Source organism: Deinococcus cellulosilyticus NBRC 106333 = KACC 11606, from assembly GCF_007990775.1.
In the GTDB taxonomy this organism is placed as follows: Bacteria; Deinococcota; Deinococci; order Deinococcales; family Deinococcaceae; genus Deinococcus_C; species Deinococcus_C cellulosilyticus.
On sequence record NZ_BJXB01000012.1, the window covers coordinates 20,948 to 38,000 of the forward strand.

17 protein-coding genes and 1 pseudogene are annotated in these 17,053 nt (G+C 54.7%); 11 read left to right on the forward strand and 7 right to left on the reverse strand.

The genetic code is table 11. The features are described 5' to 3' along the window. Nucleotides 1–5: 5 nt before the first annotated feature. Nucleotides 6–1,049, reverse strand: coding sequence for an alpha/beta hydrolase (locus DC3_RS13725; protein WP_146885207.1), 1,044 nt, complete (start codon nucleotides 1,047–1,049; stop codon nucleotides 6–8). Nucleotides 1,050–1,347: 298 nt separating this feature from the next. Here DC3_RS13725 and DC3_RS13730 point away from each other — a divergent pair, with 298 nt between their 5' ends. After that, the gene (locus DC3_RS13730) at nucleotides 1,348–2,325 is read left to right on the forward strand and encodes an alpha/beta fold hydrolase (RefSeq protein ID WP_146885209.1); all 978 of its coding nucleotides are present in this window, start codon (nucleotides 1,348–1,350) and stop codon (nucleotides 2,323–2,325) included. Between the two features lie 144 nt (nucleotides 2,326–2,469). Further along, nucleotides 2,470–3,729, forward strand: a complete 1,260-nt coding sequence (locus DC3_RS13735; RefSeq protein WP_146885210.1) for a hypothetical protein — start codon at nucleotides 2,470–2,472, stop codon at nucleotides 3,727–3,729. A 22-nt stretch (nucleotides 3,730–3,751) separates the two neighbouring features. Here DC3_RS13735 and DC3_RS13740 read toward each other — a convergent pair whose 3' ends face one another. Beyond that, nucleotides 3,752–5,419: a glycoside hydrolase family 9 protein gene (locus tag DC3_RS13740; protein WP_146885212.1), complete on the reverse strand. Its 1,668-nt coding sequence runs from the start codon at nucleotides 5,417–5,419 to the stop codon at nucleotides 3,752–3,754. Between the two features lie 99 nt (nucleotides 5,420–5,518). Between DC3_RS13740 and DC3_RS13745 the strand changes: the two genes are divergently transcribed. The 7 genes from DC3_RS13745 (at nucleotide 5,519) to DC3_RS13775 (ending at nucleotide 12,816) form a co-directional block, all read left to right on the forward strand. After that, nucleotides 5,519–6,436, forward strand: coding sequence for a carbohydrate kinase family protein (locus DC3_RS13745; RefSeq protein ID WP_186816031.1), 918 nt, complete (start codon nucleotides 5,519–5,521; stop codon nucleotides 6,434–6,436). 222 nt (nucleotides 6,437–6,658) lie between these two features. Next, a complete protein-coding gene (locus DC3_RS13750) occupies nucleotides 6,659–7,996 on the forward strand; it encodes an ABC transporter substrate-binding protein (RefSeq protein ID WP_146885215.1) in 1,338 nt (445 codons plus the stop codon). Between the two features lie 9 nt (nucleotides 7,997–8,005). After that, the gene (locus tag DC3_RS13755) at nucleotides 8,006–8,896 is read left to right on the forward strand and encodes a carbohydrate ABC transporter permease (protein ID WP_146885217.1); all 891 of its coding nucleotides are present in this window, start codon (nucleotides 8,006–8,008) and stop codon (nucleotides 8,894–8,896) included. Next, nucleotides 8,896–9,966, forward strand: a complete 1,071-nt coding sequence (locus DC3_RS13760) for a carbohydrate ABC transporter permease (protein WP_146885218.1) — start codon at nucleotides 8,896–8,898, stop codon at nucleotides 9,964–9,966. The genes DC3_RS13755 and DC3_RS13760 overlap by 1 nt, the downstream gene beginning before the upstream one ends. Next, nucleotides 9,963–11,507 carry a beta-N-acetylhexosaminidase gene (locus DC3_RS13765; RefSeq protein WP_146885220.1) on the forward strand — a complete coding sequence of 515 codons (1,545 nt, stop codon included), beginning with the start codon at nucleotides 9,963–9,965 and terminating at the stop codon, nucleotides 11,505–11,507. The genes DC3_RS13760 and DC3_RS13765 overlap by 4 nt, the downstream gene beginning before the upstream one ends. Nucleotides 11,508–11,639: 132 nt before the next feature. After that, the gene (locus DC3_RS13770; protein ID WP_146885222.1) at nucleotides 11,640–12,647 is read left to right on the forward strand and encodes an ROK family transcriptional regulator; all 1,008 of its coding nucleotides are present in this window, start codon (nucleotides 11,640–11,642) and stop codon (nucleotides 12,645–12,647) included. Between the two features lie 25 nt (nucleotides 12,648–12,672). Next, a complete protein-coding gene (locus DC3_RS13775; RefSeq protein WP_146885223.1) occupies nucleotides 12,673–12,816 on the forward strand; it encodes a DUF1697 domain-containing protein in 144 nt (47 codons plus the stop codon). Nucleotides 12,817–12,878: 62 nt separating this feature from the next. Here DC3_RS13775 and DC3_RS13780 read toward each other — a convergent pair whose 3' ends face one another. The 5 genes and pseudogenes from DC3_RS13780 to DC3_RS30140 form a co-directional block, all read right to left on the reverse strand. Continuing rightward, nucleotides 12,879–14,051, reverse strand: coding sequence for a tyrosine-type recombinase/integrase (locus DC3_RS13780; protein ID WP_146885225.1), 1,173 nt, complete (start codon nucleotides 14,049–14,051; stop codon nucleotides 12,879–12,881). 172 nt (nucleotides 14,052–14,223) lie between these two features. After that, nucleotides 14,224–15,213, reverse strand: coding sequence for a DUF3800 domain-containing protein (locus DC3_RS13785; RefSeq protein ID WP_146885227.1), 990 nt, complete (start codon nucleotides 15,211–15,213; stop codon nucleotides 14,224–14,226). 9 nt (nucleotides 15,214–15,222) lie between these two features. Further along, nucleotides 15,223–15,678 carry a LexA family protein gene (locus tag DC3_RS13790; protein WP_146885229.1) on the reverse strand — a complete coding sequence of 152 codons (456 nt, stop codon included), beginning with the start codon at nucleotides 15,676–15,678 and terminating at the stop codon, nucleotides 15,223–15,225. A gap of 14 nt (nucleotides 15,679–15,692) precedes the next feature. Beyond that, a complete protein-coding gene (locus DC3_RS29775) occupies nucleotides 15,693–15,995 on the reverse strand; it encodes a hypothetical protein (RefSeq protein ID WP_246130670.1) in 303 nt (100 codons plus the stop codon). 141 nt (nucleotides 15,996–16,136) lie between these two features. Next, nucleotides 16,137–16,373 (reverse strand): annotated as a pseudogene (locus DC3_RS30140) (helix-turn-helix domain-containing protein); the annotation flags it as partial. A gap of 105 nt (nucleotides 16,374–16,478) precedes the next feature. Here DC3_RS30140 and DC3_RS13800 point away from each other — a divergent pair. Further along, the gene (locus tag DC3_RS13800) at nucleotides 16,479–16,715 is read left to right on the forward strand and encodes a helix-turn-helix domain-containing protein (RefSeq protein WP_146885232.1); all 237 of its coding nucleotides are present in this window, start codon (nucleotides 16,479–16,481) and stop codon (nucleotides 16,713–16,715) included. Next, nucleotides 16,712–17,029 (forward strand): helix-turn-helix domain-containing protein, encoded by a 318-nt coding sequence (locus DC3_RS13805; RefSeq protein ID WP_146885234.1) that lies wholly within the window; start codon nucleotides 16,712–16,714, stop codon nucleotides 17,027–17,029. Before DC3_RS13800 ends, DC3_RS13805 begins: the two co-directional genes overlap by 4 nt. Nucleotides 17,030–17,053: the final 24 nt, after the last annotated feature.

Below are 17,053 nucleotides of genomic sequence, written 5' to 3' on the forward strand. Positions count from 1 at the left end.
GAAGCTCAGGATTGAGCTGGAGAGGTTTCGAGCTGGGTGCTTTTCAGGTGGGCCACGAATTCAGCCATGAATTCATCGGGCTTTTCGATGTAGGGGGTGTGCCCCACATCCTGAAAGACCACCTCTTTGAAAGGGCCATATGCTTCAAGCACATGGCGGGTCTGGGAAACCATGGGTTGTGGAGGATACGCGTCCTGTCCAGGGTATCCGGGCACTGCACCCAGAAGTCCAAGCGTGCCGAGTTCAAAGAGGCTCTGGTCTGAGACTATCTGGTCGCTGTCCCCCCGAATCCACAACACTGGAGGCTTGTGGGTCTGGGCCAGCAGGCGCTGAACGGTGTCACCCACGTACTTTGCAGAGATCGCATTGATGGGACCGTGGATGCCAGGGGCCATTCCAGGCCAGTTTTCTGAGGCCACGAAATCACCGGGGTAACGGTCAGGCCCGGTTTTCTCCCTGAGCAGACCTTCGAGCAGTGCATCTTCCCTGGCCGCCCGGAAAGGAGGCTTCCAGTAAAAGCGGTTCATGATGTCCCTGGGAGAACCCCCCTCATCACTGGTGTCCTGGCGGGCAATGCGGGCCGGGAAGTCGGGGTTCACGGTGCCACCACCCGAACCTGCAAAGTCTGGAGTGGTGGGGTTGCCCTCTGCATCTCTGGTCCCACCAAAGCCAAAGGGAGATCCCGGTGCAGCCAGGGTCACACTGAGAATGCGGGGGGCATCTGCGGCAAGCAGGCCCCAGATCACAGCACCCCCCAGGCTGTGTCCCACCACGTGGTAGCGGTCCACATTCAGTTCTTTCAGCAAGGCCAGCAGGTCATCCACCCAGTCCATCACACCCCGGGTGGCATCAATCAGCACATCCTCGGTCTGCCCGTACCCCCGCAGGTCTGGAGCGATGGCCCGGTACCCCTCAGGCAGAGCCAGCATCACCTCTTCCCAGTACACAGAATCACTGGCGTTCCCGTGGATGAACAGCACCGCTGTTCCCTCTCCATGTTGTCTGACCCACTGCCGGAGTCTTGAAGTCTGAACCGCGAATTCTTGCATACGGCTCCTTTCCAGTTTGTTGGTGACTCTACCTTATCGGGTGGGCGTCACAGTGGTGTTACAGGAAGGGGCAGAAGGTCAAAGGCAGAAGGCAGAAGGCTAAACTCTGCACAAGGGGTTGCTGACACAGATCAGAAAAATCCGCTCTCAACCAGTTCAAACCCTGGCATGTCATTTTCTTCATCAGAAACACCAACAGCCAGGGCAACAGCTTTCTGATGCAGTTGGCCCTCTGCCCTCTGCCTTCTGCCTTCTGCGGTGTAACAGCACCGTGATGCCCCCCTTCTAAGCTGAACCCATGCAAACAGGACAGGGCGTCCTCAGGGTGGTGCACACCTTTGAGGCAGGCAGCACATTACCTCTTTCGCTGGGGTATGAGACCTACGGCGAACTCCGGCCAGAGCGCGACAACGCCATCCTGGTGTGCCATTATTACACCGGAACCATGCATGCAGCAGGAGCCTATCCGGAAGATGGCCTGACCGGGTGGTGGGACCCCCTGATTGGAGACGGAAAGTCCATCGACACCCGGAAATTCTTTGTGGTGTGCATGAACGCTCCTGCGAATGTGCAGGTGAAAGATCCACGAATCATTGCATCGGGTCCAGAAACGGAACCAGATTTCCCCACGGTGGACCTCAAAGACATCACCCGCCTGCAGTTCCAGTTGATGCAGAAACTGGGCATTTCCAGGTGGCATGCTGTGCTGGGTCCCAGTTACGGGGCCATGCAGACGTTGATGTGGGGAGCACTGTATCCGCAGCATCTTCAGAGGCTCGGGGTGATTGCAGGGTCCCCTCAGGCTGGGATTGCCCTCAGGCACTTTTTCACCCCTGTTCTGAAGCATCTGGCTCGCACCGAAGAGGGCTTGCATGAGGCCCTCAGGCTGATCACCTTCTGTGGTCTGGGGTCAGATGGGATGGAAGTGCAGTTTGATCAGGTGGATGTGGACGCCTACATCTCGGGGCGCAAGCACTTTGCCAGCCTGAAACACATCCTTTCGGTGGGAGAAACCGTGAGCAGGTACGACATCTTCAAACACTGCCCATTGGACCGGATCACCCGAAACTGGCTGGAGCAGGGCATCAGGGTGCTCAGTGTCAACATCCTGGGAGACCAGTTCTTTCCCAGCCGTCCCATGAAGGTGTTCGCAGGTCACATGCAGGAGGCAGGGGTGAACCACCAGCACCTGGAAATCGAATGCCAGCTCGGGCACCTGGGCTGTGTGTATGAGACAGAGAAATTTGAGAGGGCCATCAGGGAACTGCTGGACTAACAGTTCAATGGTCCCAGCATCAGGGTCACAATCATCCTGCTGAGCAGGACAGGAACCAGAACCCAGCCATTTTGCTGTCGCGTTCGTTACTGGTTTTTGCCACACTCTGGTGATGCAACAAAATATCATCCTACAGGACATGTTTTGACCTTAAAACCTCCATCGTTTGCTGTGGCCCTGAAAAGAGGCCTGGGAAGGGCCCTGGTTCATCTGGAGCACCATCAGGATGAATCCACACGCAAGGTTGTCTGGGATGCCTTGCTCCATTGCCAGAGACATGACCCACAGGTTGAAGGGCTGGGCATCTGGTACCTCCTGGAAGCTGCCCGGCGCACTGGAATCTTGCAGGAACTGGCCCCCAGACTCATTCAACTTCTTGACGAAGAAGACAGCTGGGACACGATTCAGCATGTCCTCTTGCTGGGGGCACTGGGTGGAGCAGGCGACCCACTGGCAGTGAAGCGCCTCAGAGAACACTTTGTGGTGTGTCTACAGGGCCAGGGCCAGTTGCTGAACTGGTTGATCCAGGCTCTGGTTGAAGCCCAGGGAGAAGAAGGACTGCGCTTTGCCCTGTCAAAGCTGGGCTGGGCCCATCAGCAAGGCCTGAAAGCTGCTCAAAATGCCTTTTCCCTGAATGAGGCAGCATTCCTTATGGACTGTGATATGCAACCTGTCATTGAAGCCTGGGCCAGAGAAGACCCCCTCATACAACAATTTCTGAATGATTGCTTGCTGGCAAAAACAGTGCACAAACCTATCGGGGCGCTGGATACCAGTTATGAAAACATCAGCAAGCGGCTTGAGGACACACGGGCAGGTCTGATGCAGCTTGCCCGTCATGCCACAGAGCAGACCCTCCGGCGTCTGGCAGAGGATCTTCTTCAGGAAACCGACGCAAGACGTCTTGAGAGGTATTTGCTCCTCTTCCAGAGGCAGCCTTTTCCAATGGGACCTCTGCCTCTGCTGCCCCTGGCCAGACATGATGATCCAGAGGTGAGATACAGGGCTCAGAGAGGATTGAAGCATTTTCAAAGCTCTGAGGTCAGAAAGCTGGCCCTGGAGCTTCTGCAGGACCCTCAGAATGCTTCAGTGGGCATGGAGCTTCTGACTCTGAACTTCCAGTCCGGTGATGAACGGATGTTTCGAGATGTTCTGAACCAGCTGGTTTTGCAAGAGGATGAAGATCATCTGTGGTCCTTTCTTTTTGAACTGAGACAGGTGGCCCATCAACACCCCACCCCTGCTTTGCTCGACCTGATGGCTCAGGGTTTTGAGCATCTGCCCTGCTCCCACTGTCGCCACCAGATGGTCTTGTTGTTGAAGGCACATCAGAAGTTGCCTCAATGGCTGGAGGAGGAGGCCAGACTGGACCTGAATGAGGATTTGAGAGAAGAATTCCTGTGATCCGAATGCAGCAAGGGAGACTTCACCCGTTCATGCAGATCGCCAGAAAAAACCATGATGCGTGGGGAATCCATTGTTCTCCCCACCGCCAGGAGTGCTCTGGCCCGATGTCTGGTGCCTGCAGGAAGTCAATGTCGTCCTCATCGTGCAGGCCGGAGGTGATGCCGTTGCAGATGCCTCCCGGTGCATTGTCCATGCCAGGTTCGTAGTGGGGGTTGTTGTGCCCGAATCCTTGCAGCATGCAGGTATCAAAAGGGTTGAAGCCCAGAATCCAGTCCAGAGGGGCCTGGGCAAGTTTTTGCAAACCTTCCAGATCTGGCATGTATTCTGATGCCCATTGTGCTGCGACAGAAAGGGAGGCCAGTCTGGCGTTTTCACCCTGCCACCAGTATCCCGAGTCGTTCTGGTGGGGAATGAAGAACTGGGTCCGGTCCTGACCGGGCATGAGAATGTACTGTCTGGGATAACAAAAAGGGTTGTTCACTGCTGTGTCCAATTTCAACTGGTGGACCAGGGAGGCTCGTACAGTTTGTAGTGTTTTGTGTTTTGCGTCTGGGTCAGGAAAAACCGTGATGTACCTGAGCAGGGCAACCACTGGAAGACCCGCTTCTGCAGCGTGCCAGAAGGACCTTTCTCCATTTTCGTCTGCACGCCACCAGCCTGCACCTGTCATGCGATTTCTGAGGTTTTGAGCCCGCCTGTGGGCTGCTCCTGCAAAGACTTCCTGATGGGTGGCAGCATAAAGCTCTGTTGCGGCCAGCAGAGCACAATAGTCATCAATGATGTTTTCAGTGCCGTCTGGAAGATATTCATGGTTGCGCACTTCAAGATGCTCGAAGCCTTTGATGGCTTTTGCGAGGTAATTGTCTGGCGTGAAGGCACCTTGCTGCCTCAAGGTGGATGCCCGTGCCAGTGCAGCAATGGCCATCCCTCCCCCCTGCCTGTACGCCGCCTGAAATTGGTCGCTCTTGATGCCCTGCTGGGTGCTGTAGGCACAGACGGTGCGTTCTTCAGGATCTTTGGACCAGCGGTCAAAGACCGTCTGGTAGAAACATCCTTCGGGGGACTGCATGCGCACCAGAAAGTCCGCCCCGTGCAGAATTTCATCGGTCAGGCGTTCCCGAAACACCTGGGACTGGGTGTCTCCGAGCCTGTGATGGGCTTCCAGGAAATTCCAGACCACCATCGGGGTCTGCTGTGGATTCAGGAAGTTGGCATAACTCAGGTGGGAGAGGTATTTGCTGACATCTCCCGAGGCGTCGTACCATCCACCTGATGCGTCCATGGTCTGGTCGGTGCCATGAATGGGGATGTTCAGGTCCCGTTTTTCCTGTATGCCCGAGTTGCGCTGGGATTTGAAGTAATGCAGGATGTCCGAGCGCATGCGGTCCCGGTAAATCTCTGCTGAAATCTGAAATTCATGGCTGATCAGCAGGCCAGTTTCCAGAGGCACCAGAATCCAGTAATGGCCTGGGCTGGACAGGGTTGAAAAGTCACCTCTCAGGTAATGCCTGTTCTGCCATCCTGTCACCATTCCTGCATCCTGCAAAACACCCTGATGCACCACTTTGTGCTGTCGGTCCACAATCTGGAAGGTTTGCGGAGGATGGTTCCACGGGTCCGGGGACTGGACCAGGAAGACTTTTTCACCGACAGGCACGTGACCGACGTGGTTGATCAGGATGTTCATGGTTTCAGTGTAACACAATCGGTCTTGAATTCATTAATAAAGTTTGTTAATGTAAGAACACAGCACAACATCTCCTCTCTCCTCAAAGGCGGTAAGCAAATGGGCACCCTCCATGTGGTGGGCAATGTCAACATTGATGTGATTCTCGGGCCACAAACCCCCTGGCCTGAACCCGGAACGGAAGTGCAGGTGCCTCACCGTGACCTGCGGGCAGGAGGCTCCACAGGAAACACTGCCCTAGCACTGCAGGCCCTCGGGGCAACCATCAACATGGTCTGCAATTGCGGCACTGACCCTCCGGGGCAGTGGCTCAGGGAAGAGTTCGGTTCTCTGTCTCGAACCTGGGCCAGCAGCACTGCACCCACCGCCCTGACCCTGGGCATCACCCACCCGAATGGTGAACGCACCTTCTTCTCCCACCTCGGGCATCTGGCTGAATTTTCCCTTGCACACGCCCTGTCCGGGCTTCAACACCTTGTCCCTGGCGAATGGGTGCTGTTGAGCGGAGTGTACCAGACCCCGGAACTCCAGCAGGATTACCTTCAGCTGCTGCACTGGCTGAAAAACCGGAAGGCCAGAATCGCCATCGATCCAGGCTGGCCCCCGCAAGGCTTCACCCCGGAACTCAGAACACAGGCCCTGGCATGGTTTTCTCTCTGTGATGACGTGCTGGTGAATGAAATCGAAGCCATATCCCTCACCGAAGCCCCTGATGTGCAAACTGCCCTCCTGACCCTTGCAGAGCAGCTGCCAGACACCACTGTGATTGTGAAATGCGGTCCGCATGGGGTCAGGGCCAGATCCAGACATCTGGAACACCACGTTTCGGCTCCACAGGTGCAGGTCATCGACACCGTTGGGGCCGGAGACACTTTCAATGCCGCCTACCTGCTGGCAAAGTCCCAGGGGAAAACCCTGCTGTCCTGCCTGGAACAGGGCGTGCATTGTGCCAGTGCCGCCATTTCCACCTTCCCACGCATGTATCAGGCCAGAGACCAGACACAGACGGTGTTGTAGGTCGGTTTTCTGTCCATCAGGGCGAGCCAACAGCCCACCCCTACAGGTATCGTCTCAAAGGTCTTTCGATGCTTCAGGTGACCCTCCACCCTCACAGCTGCCCTCGGCCCTCTGCCCCCGGCTTCTCAAACCCCACCCAAAAGCGGCCTTTCTTTCCCTCTTCCTGCCGCAAACCCAGACCCCATCCGTCCCAAAGACCCTTTTGTCGCAGGAGGAACACCCATGAAAACCCTGAAAGCAGGTCTGCTGGTCACTTTCGCCCTCTTTTCTGGCGCCGTTGCCCAGAAGAAGGTTCAGATTCGCTGGTACATCGGTCTGGGAACCGGGTCGGATGCCCAGCAACAGCCTGCCACCAGAAAGGTGGTGGAACGGTTCAACAAGAGCCAGAACAAGATTGAACTCGTGCCCGAATTCGTGAATTACAACAATGCCAGAGATCAGCTTGCCACTCGAATTGCCGCTGGAAACGTGCCGGATCTGGTGGGACCTGTGGGAATTCTGGGGGCAGCCAGTTTTCAGGACCAGTGGCTGGACCTGCAACCCCTGATCAAGAAATACAAAGTGGACCTCTCACATGTCAACAAGAAAGTGGTGGACTTCTACAGATCTCAGGACCCCAATGGGATTCCCTATGCCATCTATCCGTCTTTCCTGTTCATCAACAAGGACCTGTTCGATGAGGCCGGTCTGCCCTATCCTCCCCAGAAATTTGGAGAGAAGTACCAGGGGAAAACCTGGGATCATGGTGCACTGAGAAGGATCGGCATGCTCCTGACCGTGGACAGAAACGGCTCAGATGCCACCATGAGCGACTTTGACAGCAAGAACATTGTGCAATACGGGTACTTTCCGCAATACACGCTGGAACCCCAGTCCCTGGGTTCCATGTTTGGAGCAGGGATTCTGGCAAAGGGCAAGACCGCCCAGATCCCGCAGCAGTGGATTCCTGCGTGGCAGTGGTTCTACGACGGCATGTGGAAGGACCACTTCATTCCCACCGATGCCGTCCAGAAAAGCGACGCGTTTGGCAAAGACAATGTGTTCAACTCCGGGAAACTGGCAATCGCCTATTCGCACCTGTGGTACACCTGCTGCCTGGACACTGCCAAAGATGGCGGGAAGGTCAAAAACTGGGATCTGGCTGTGGTGCCTTCCTACAACGGGAAATACACTGCAAAACTCAATGCAGACACCTTCCGCATCATGAAGGGCTCGAAACACAAAGAAGAAGCCTTCCAGGTCCTGATGTACCTGCGGGAACAGCCTGAACTCCTCGAAGTGTACGGGGCCTTTCCTGCAGACACCCGACTGCAACCCAAATTCCTCAAGATCCTGCAGGACAAGTATGCTCCACTCAAAATCAACTGGCAGGTGGCGATGGATTCCCTGAATTACGTGGACATCCCCTCTCACGAGGCAGGGCTTCCCAACCACAACAAGGCACTGGATGCGGTCAATGCCTTCACCCTGAAACTGATGACCAGGTCAGGCCTGAACATCAAACAGGAAGCCGAAACCCTGAGAAAGCAGCTTCAGGGCATCTTCAACGAGAAAAAGTGAGGTGAGGACATGCTCAGAAACCATGACCGCATGTGGGGACTGGTCTTCCTCTCCCCATGGATGGTGGGGTTCCTGCTTTTCACCGCAGGTCCGATGCTGACCTCCCTGTGGTTCTCCCTGACCGATTACAACCTGGCGAAACCCGATTCTGTGCAGTTCATCGGACTGAGGAACTGGGGACACATGCTGCAGGACCCTCTGGTGGGACAGTCTTTGCTGGTCACCCTGAAATTTCTGCTGTGGTCTGTGCCCATTGGACTGGTGTTCCCACTGGGTCTGGCTGTGCTGCTGCACTCCGAGCACCTGATGGGGAAGGCCCTTTTCAGAACCCTGTTTTATGCGCCTCAGATGATTCCCGGGGTGGCAGCAGCCCTGATTTACACGGCGATGTTCAATCCCCAGGGCCCAATCAATGCTTTTCTGAACGCCATCGGGATCGGTGCGCAGGACGGGTTCTCAGATGCCCGTCTGGTGATGCCGGCCCTGACCATCGTGGGGCTTGCAGGCATCGGGAACACCATGATCCTGATGCTCTCCGGGCTGCAGTCCGTGCCCAGGGAACTGTACGAATCTGCGACCATTGATGGAGCAAATGGCTGGACTTCGTTCTGGCGCATCTCGGTCCCGATGATCTCTCCGGTGATTTTCTACAATCTGGTTCTGGCGGTGATTGGTTCTTTTCAGTATTTCACCACCGCATACCTGCTCTATGAAGGGCAGGGAGGGCCAGAGAACTCAGCCCTGTTCTACATGCTGAACCTGTACAAGGAAGGCTTTGTGTTTTTCAACATGGGATACGCCTCAACGCTGGCCTGGGCGATGTTCGTGCTGTGCATGATCGTGACGGCGGTGCTGTTTGGCACTTCAAAACGCTGGGTGTACTACGCAGGAGGAGACTGATGCTGAAATCTGCAACCACACCCAGAGCTTCCGCTGGCTCGGCACTGTCAAGGCAGACCCGCAAATTGCTGGCCGCCGGAACCCTCACCCTGTTTGCCTCCATGCTGTTGCTGGTTTACCTGATGCCCCTCTTCTACAGTTTCTCTGCATCCCTGAAGGGTCCGGGGAGCAATCTGGATTCCATGTTTGTTCCCACGTCAGCGCAGAGCGTGACCCTCAAAGGGAACACGTACGAGCTGTACGAGGTGCCTTTTCAGAACCAGACCAGAACCCTGGCCCTGATCGAGAAACGCCGGGCTTTCAGCACCTTCATTGATCCAGGGAAGCCAGAAGAGAAAATCCGCTGGGAAGGAAACTGGCGCAAACTCACCCGTGCAACCCACTTTGATCCCCAGTGGGGCAACTACCCGGAAGCCTGGAAAGCCATTCACTTCGGAAGGCTGTTCCTGAATTCCTTCCTGATTGCCCTGATCGGGATGATCGCCACGGTGGCCTCCTCCACCCTGGTGGCTTACGGATTCTCCAGATTTGACATTCCGGGCAAACCCATCCTGTTTCTGGTCCTGATGGGCACCATCATCCTGCCCGGAGAGGTGACCCTGATCCCGCTTTACACGGTGTATTACCGTCTGGGATGGGTGGGAACATGGCTGCCACTCCTGGTTCCCCTGTTTTTTGCCAGTGCCTACAACGTCTTTCTCTTGCGCCAGTTCTTCATGAGCATCCCCCGGGATGTGGATGAGGCCGCCATGATGGACGGAGCAGGACCTTTCAGGATTCTGGTCTCGATCATTGTGCCTCAATCCTGGCCTGCACTGACCGCCACAGCGCTTTTTCACTTCTTTTATGCCTGGAATGATTTTTTTGCCCCATTTCTGTACCTCACCGGCAAACCCGAGCTTGCAACGCTGCCCATCGGTCTGGCAAGCTTCAGTACAGTGCACGGCCCCAATCAGTCCCAGCTGACCCAGGCGGCGTCCATCATGGCCACCCTGCTGCCCCTGGTGATCTTCTTTCTGGCCCAGCGTGTGTTCATGCGGGGTGTGGTGGTCACCTCACTGGAGAAATGATGATTCTTCCTCTGCCCCAGCGTCTTGTTCCGCAGTCCGGTTTTTTCACACTTGATTCCAGCACCAGCATCCAGGCAACCGCTTTTGCCACCCAGACCGCCACCATTCTGGCCGAAAAACTGCGTGCCTCCACAGGATTCTCCTTGCCCATCACCAATCAGCCCGGGGGAAAAGGCATCGTTTTCCAGCAATCTGAAGAGGACCTGGGCCCAGAAGGATACAGGTTGGAGGTCACTGAGCATCAGGTGGTCCTGGGTGCCTCAGACGAGGCAGGACTTTTCTACGCGGCCATCAGCCTGCTTCAGTTGCTTCCTCCCGCAATTTTCAGCCAGAGCCAGGAGACCGCAGATTGGCACATCCCAGCCCAGCAGATTGAGGACCACCCCAGATTCGGCTGGAGGGGATTCATGCTGGATGTGTCCCGTCACTTCATGCCTGTGGAATTCATCAAGACCGTGCTGGACCTGCTGGCCCTGCACAAACTGAATGTCTTCCACTGGCACCTGACCGACGACCAGGGGTGGCGAATCGAAATCAAGAGGTACCCCAGGCTCACCGAAGTGGGGGCGTGGCGCAAGAACACCCTGATCGGGCATGGGCACACCGAGAACAAAGTGTTCGATGATGTCCCACATGGGGGCTTTTACACTCAGGCTGAGATTCGGGAGGTGGTGGAGTATGCCAGACAGCGACACATCACTGTGATCCCAGAAGTGGACCTTCCAGGACACATGCAGGCCGCCATCGCTGCCTACCCGGAACTCGGGAACACCGGACAGCAGCTTGAGGTGTGCAATTTCTGGGGTGTGATTGAGCATGTGCTCAACCCCAGCGAGGAAACCCTCAAATTTCTGGAAGACGTGCTGACCGAAGTGATGGACCTCTTCCCCTCGAAATACATCTGCATCGGGGGGGATGAGTGCGTCAAGAAAGAGTGGCGTGAAAGTGAATTCGCCCAGCAGCGCATTCGGGAACTGGGCCTCAAAAACGAAGAAGAACTGCAGAGTTACATCATTGGTCGCATGGACACCTTCCTGCACAGTCGCGGACGCAAACTCCTGGGGTGGGATGAAATTCTGGAAGGTGGACTGGCCCCCCATGCCACAGTGCTCTCCTGGAGAGGCGAAAAAGGTGGCATTCAGGCCGCAAGAGCAGGCCACGACGTGGTGATGGTCCCACAGGGATACCTGTACCTGGACCACTACCAGAGCGAGGACCAGAGCAAGGAACCACTGGCCATCGGGGGGTGCAACACCCTGGAAAAGGTCTACCATTACAACCCGGTGGGCTGGGCAGCAGGACCTGAAGAGTCCAGATACGTGCTGGGCACCCAGGCCAACCTGTGGACCGAATATGTCAATACCCCGGAACACGCCCAGTACATGATGTTCCCAAGGCTCTGTGCCCTCAGTGAAATGGCCTGGACTGCCCCCCAAAAGCACGATTACCCTGCATTTCTGGAACGCCTGAACGTCCATCTGAAGAGGCTGGACGTGCTGGGGATAAATTACAGACCGCTGGATGAAGTTGTAGAGGTGTAATTGAAGGGGCAGGCCAGTGGTCTGCCCCTTCAAGAATTGATGACCCCCATCAGATGATCTCCAGCACCTGTGCTGACAGCTGATGGCTGACTGCTGACCGCTGCTGTACAATCATTCCCTGAAAGAGGTGACATGGGACGTCCTGCCGCACTGAGGGCCATCAACCGGGCACAGATCCTGAAACGGGTGCTGCGTGAGGGTGCACTGTCTCGCAGTGAACTGGCCGAACGCACCGAAATCTCCAGTGTGACTGTCACGTACATCGTGAACGACCTGCTTGAAGAAGGCGTCCTCAGCGAGATGGGCCGCACCGAAGGCAGCAGCGGACGCCCCGCCCAGAAGGTGGACCTGAATCCCAGAGGGGGCAGCATTCTGGGGATGGACCTGCAGCCGGAACGGGTGCTGTACGGGGTGACAAACGCCAGGCGGGACCGGATCTCCTATCAGGTGCGCAATCTCATGAATGCAAAGGACATCACCCAGACTGTGTTGGAGATTGTTGAGCAGCACATGCAACAACCTCCAGAGACCGGACCTGTGCGTTACCTGTGCCTTGCCGTACCTGCGCCTGTCAATGCTGCAGGAGAGGTGGGATCGCCCAACAGCCTGCCCGAGCTGCAACTGGCAGACATCCAGCACCTCTGTCAGCAGGCAGGCATTCTGTTGAAGCTGGACAATGATGCCAACCTGGGTGCACAGGCAGAGCAGCTTCTGGGTGCGGTCAGAAACGAACAGCATTTTGCCTTCCTGCTGGAAAGGCCCACCGGAATTGGTCTGGGATTGTACCTGGATGGGCAGCTGTACCGTGGGCAGAGGGGCCTTGCTGGAGAACTGGCCCTGGTGCGCTGGCCCAGCAACCGCAAGGCTGTTCCCATGGAGGAGCTGTCAGGGGCAGCTCAGGAAACCGCTCTGGCTTACATGGTGGCAGGTCTGGCCCTCACCCTGGACCTCAGTGCTGTGGTGATTCATCAGGATCAGGCTCCTGAGCAGAGCAGGCTGCAGGAACGCCTCCAGGGTCTGGTGACCGGAAACCTGCGGGTGGTGAACAGCACCCTGGGCCAGAACGCCGTGGTGCTCGGTGCGCTGGTTCAGGGATCAGAATTGTTCGAGCAGGCGCTTCTGGCATTGCCAGAGTTTTGAGGGCCAGAGTTTTGAGGGAGCAATCATGAAATGGGTGGCATTGCTGCGCGGAATCAACGTGGGCGGGAACAGGAAAGTGCCGATGGCAGACCTGAGATCTGCTCTGGAAGCAGCAGGATTTGAGGAGATCAGGACCTACATCCAGAGTGGGAAGATCATTCCCACTTAAAAACAAAATCCAGCACAACAAAAAACCATGCAGCAACGTAGGTCTTGCCCCCACACTGCCCCCTAAAGGGCTTTTTTGCCCTCTGTTTTGGGCACCAGGTCAGCCGCTTTCACCACGGCCTTGCGCCGCCCAGCCTCAGCGGAGTGCGTGTAAATCCTGAGGGTGATCCCAGGATTCGAGTGCCCCAGAATATCTGCTGCGGTCTTCGGGTCAGCCCCCTGCACGGTGATCAGGTAACTGGCGAAAGAGTGCCTGAGGTCATGAATGCGGTAGTTCTCGGTGATGCCGGACACCCGCATGGCCTTCTTGAACCTCTGGCGCACATTGTCGGGGTAAAGCATGGTCCCGTATTGGCTGCAGAAAACCCACCCATCGGGGTTAAACCCTGGGTCTTTCTGCTGCTTTCGTTCCTGTTCCTGCTTGTGTTCCTTGAGGAGTTTGACCAGTGCCGGGTGCAGTGCGAGGGTGCGGCGACTGCTGCGGGTTTTCAGACCGGTCACCCACGCTTTGCCGTTCACAGCAGTGACCGCCCGCTCCAGGCTCACAGTCTCCTGCTGCCAGTCGATGTCACTCCACTTGAGGCCCAGCCCCTCCCCGAACCTGAGCCCCAGACTGAGGATGGTGTAGAAGATGGGGTAGTAACTGCTGGTCTCCTGCAGGTAAGAGAAGATGGTTTCCAGGTGCTCTGGTGGGATCACCTGGGCCACCCGCTTGCCTTCCATGCGAGGCAAGGTGGTTTCAGTGTTGGGGTTGAACGAGATGTGCCGGTAAGTCACCGCAAGCTTCAAAGCACTGCCAATGAAACTGCGGGCGTGAGCGGTGGTGTCCAGGCTGTACCCAGCAGAAATCAACTCCCGGTACAAATGGTCCAGCATCTGGGTGGAGACCTTGCTGAGCGGTGTGGAGTGCAGTGGGGCAGCGTAGCGCACGAAGAGTTGATGGCAATACTGCGTGGTGGGCCTGACCTCCATGCTCTTGTGCCCTGCATAGTAGACAAGCCACTCCCCGAAAGTGATCTGGGTAGTGGTGAGACTGCCCCCTTTCACGTACTCCAGGTACTTGGCTCTGGATTTTTCCAGCAGTTCATCAAACGTGCGGGCACAGATGCTGAGCCGAACCTTCTCGCCTGTTCTGGGGTCCTGCACCCACGGCCTGTACTCCAGCCTGCCGTCATGCCGGGTTCTGGGTTCTCCCCCCCAGGGCAGGCTGGGCGGTTGCTTGCTTTTCCTTGCCATTGATTCCTCCTTTCTAAAACCATGAAATCGTCTCTATCGGTCTACATAATTCACCTCCTCCAGGCTGGAAATAACAGAATTCACTAGACTGATTTGTTGATCTCATCCAAGGGTGATAAGATGAGTCATCGGCGGTGAGTTCGCGCATCGGTCCTTTAACTGGTGCCAACCCTTAGGGGGTCTCATCGCCTTTTTCTTTTCGACCCTTAAATTTAAAATTTTCAAAAAGTAGCTTCCCAAATTTATACAATATGTCTTCAAAATAAACATCCTCGTCACGAACAGGAAACATCTCTCGAATAATTTTATATGTCGTGTCATAAAATAATCCCATTGACAAATTTTTCATAATATCATTTCCTTTTCCATCAGCCTCTAGATATCTGTTAATCCAATCAATGATGATTTCGGGTTTTACATTTCTACCATTCAGGTGCGACACTTCAGCACGTCCAAGCAAATATGAAATTATATCAGATACCTGTATGGGTATATGTAAATGACTAGAAATGTAAGCAGGCGCAGACAAAACATTAGATAATGTATTAAATTCCAGTCGTGATTCAGCATAGGCATGAAGATTTGCAATCCTTTTATACTGAGTGTGTTCATCCATTAAAACAATACCCTTTTCATTATAGTGCTTTAGGACCTCGTTAATTGTCATCAGCATCATCGAAAACATAATGATGTATGGAGTAAACCTTTCCCGCACGGAATACATAAATCTGCCCGCAATTCTATGTGATTCCTGTTTATCCACATGAAAAGAATTACTTAACATCTCTTCGGCCATTTTAAAAGCCATGTGTATCGTGTTCTTATTCAAATGAAGATTTGCAGATTCAATATTGTACTTTTGCTTCAATTTTAAAATATCCTCAATGCATTTTAAACGTGCTGGAAAGTCCAAGAATCTGAAGACTCCAGAGCCCCTTATCAGCTCAACACCATGAAATTCAAATTTGTCGTCAGGATTGAATTCTGGATTTCGAATTTTAATATTTTCTATAGTCTCTCGTTTCAAGAGGATGAGATCTCTCTCAAAGTCACTCCAAACGTTTTGATGCACAAACAAAGCAGTCATTCCAAATATTGGCTCGTCAGGATTATCCAAGCGACCACCTGAAGTTCCGAATTCATCAATGTAGATCAGATACATGTCTCACCTCTATCGGTATTCGATCCAGCCCGCAGGCTGCAGTACACCCACGAAACGCCCCAGAGGTCTGGAGCCGTCTTCTGGAACAAAGGGTTTGTGGGCTGGGTTCAGACTGGTGAGCATCAGCTCCCCATCGATGTGGTCCAGTTTCTTCAGGCAAGGACCCACAGAGGGGTGCTCCCACATGTAGATCTTGCCCACACGGGCATCCCGATCAGCGGTGTTGATCACCACGATATCCCCGTCTTTGATCGCGTGGTCTGATCCATCGTCCATGCTGTGTCCGGCCACCTTGATGTACAGGTATTCATTCTTGCAGTAGTCTGCCCGGACCTTCACCCACCCGACACGCTCCAGGCTTAACTCTCCAATCGGCTCCCCTGCTGAGATGACAGCGTATAAATACTCTGAGACTAAGGGGATAACAGAATCGAAGGGTATGGAAGACCTGGAGAACTTGTGCATGGTGGATAAACCTCCTAATTGACCTGTGTGGTGGGGGTGAAAGTGATTCGGGTTTCAAGCAGTTGCCCCAGCACTTTGGCCTCCTTGAGGGGAACCAGTTGCTGGGTCGGTCCAATGAAAACCCCCTGATCACCGAAGGCTTTGTAGTCGCAGATCAGAGGTTGATTGTGGTGGAGGATCAGGTAGCGGTGGTCAGCCGTGGGCTTGCGCTCCTGGGTTTCCACGAAGTGCAATGTCCGGTCCCCTTCCAGGAAGATCCTGAGCCCCTGGGTGAATTCCTTTTTGGGGACATCCACCGTCTGATCCAACTCTTTCATGTTGGGCCAGTTGGCTGCTTCCTGCAGAGGGTATACAGGACACATCACCAGAATGAATTCATCTGGAATAACTGCAACGTTACTCTCCCATTTCCCAATCCCCAAATCCACGCCCGTGGCTTCCTGCAACTCAAAAAGAGACCAGTTAAGCGCCCGTGCTAAAGCAGATATCTTATTGATCGCAACATTCTCAAGGTTGACCTTACCCCGTTCAATGTCAGACAAATATGCCTGTGACATTACATCTCCGATCTGTCCGATTAATTCTTCCTGAGTCAGACCCAGCAGAGCACGGCGTGATCGGAGAACGAGCGCCCAACCTGGCACTTTATTTTTGGGAGTAGGTCCTCTGCTCATAAGTATCGGGGCTACTAGCATCTTGAGTAGTAGTATGTCCAGTATCACTTAATCGTTCCCATAATCCTAAAGGTGTATCAGAGAACTAGTATTGCTAATACTATGATCTAGTGATATTATTTGACTATGACCAAACTTCTCCAGGGTTTACAGCCCCTCCGGCAAGCCAGAAAGCTCACTCAAGAAGAGCTGGCAAAGAAGGCCGGTGTCAGTGTGGAAACCATCCGAAAGCACGAACAGGGTGCATACGATGGGATTTCTGGAGACACCCTAAACAAACTTGCAGGTGCTCTGGGTTGCCCATCAGCATTCCTTTTTTTACCTTATAACTCTGATGTATCAGAGAATCAGGAATCCGCATGATCGTTCTTCAATCCAGAGAAGAGTTCTTCGCCCTGCTAGATGAGTGGGCCAAAAGCAGGGGTTTCCAGATCCAAAGTCCTGTGAACCCAGACGAGATCCTAACCGTGGCAGAGATGGCCGCAGAGGTGAAAGCACCCCAGAGCACCATCTCCGAATACTGCCGCACTGGTCGCATCCCCAACGCCCGCAAGGTCGGGAAGGAATGGCGGGTCCAACGGGCTGACTTCGAAGCTTTCAAACGGGGGGATTCCCCCCGTGGTCTGATCACCAAAGGCAAACCCCCGAAGCTGCGTCTTTCCAACCGAGTGGGGTAACCCCCAGCGCTTTGCCTCCAGTGG

Coding starts and splice junctions, on each gene's coding strand:
- DC3_RS13725 (WP_146885207.1), bottom strand. CDS start 1,049: ATGCAAGAATTCGCGGTTCAGACTTCAAGACTCCGGCAGTGGGTCAGA.
- DC3_RS13730 (WP_146885209.1), top strand. CDS start 1,348: ATGCAAACAGGACAGGGCGTCCTCAGGGTGGTGCACACCTTTGAGGCA.
- DC3_RS13740 (WP_146885212.1), bottom strand. CDS start 5,419: ATGAACATCCTGATCAACCACGTCGGTCACGTGCCTGTCGGTGAAAAA.
- DC3_RS13745 (WP_186816031.1), top strand. CDS start 5,519: ATGGGCACCCTCCATGTGGTGGGCAATGTCAACATTGATGTGATTCTC.
- DC3_RS13750 (WP_146885215.1), top strand. CDS start 6,659: ATGAAAACCCTGAAAGCAGGTCTGCTGGTCACTTTCGCCCTCTTTTCT.
- DC3_RS13755 (WP_146885217.1), top strand. CDS start 8,006: ATGCTCAGAAACCATGACCGCATGTGGGGACTGGTCTTCCTCTCCCCA.
- DC3_RS13760 (WP_146885218.1), top strand. CDS start 8,896: ATGCTGAAATCTGCAACCACACCCAGAGCTTCCGCTGGCTCGGCACTG.
- DC3_RS13765 (WP_146885220.1), top strand. CDS start 9,963: ATGATGATTCTTCCTCTGCCCCAGCGTCTTGTTCCGCAGTCCGGTTTT.
- DC3_RS13770 (WP_146885222.1), top strand. CDS start 11,640: ATGGGACGTCCTGCCGCACTGAGGGCCATCAACCGGGCACAGATCCTG.
- DC3_RS13775 (WP_146885223.1), top strand. CDS start 12,673: ATGAAATGGGTGGCATTGCTGCGCGGAATCAACGTGGGCGGGAACAGG.
- DC3_RS13780 (WP_146885225.1), bottom strand. CDS start 14,051: ATGGCAAGGAAAAGCAAGCAACCGCCCAGCCTGCCCTGGGGGGGAGAA.
- DC3_RS13785 (WP_146885227.1), bottom strand. CDS start 15,213: ATGTATCTGATCTACATTGATGAATTCGGAACTTCAGGTGGTCGCTTG.
- DC3_RS13790 (WP_146885229.1), bottom strand. CDS start 15,678: ATGCACAAGTTCTCCAGGTCTTCCATACCCTTCGATTCTGTTATCCCC.
- DC3_RS29775 (WP_246130670.1), bottom strand. CDS start 15,995: ATGAAAGAGTTGGATCAGACGGTGGATGTCCCCAAAAAGGAATTCACC.
- DC3_RS13800 (WP_146885232.1), top strand. CDS start 16,479: ATGACCAAACTTCTCCAGGGTTTACAGCCCCTCCGGCAAGCCAGAAAG.
- DC3_RS13805 (WP_146885234.1), top strand. CDS start 16,712: ATGATCGTTCTTCAATCCAGAGAAGAGTTCTTCGCCCTGCTAGATGAG.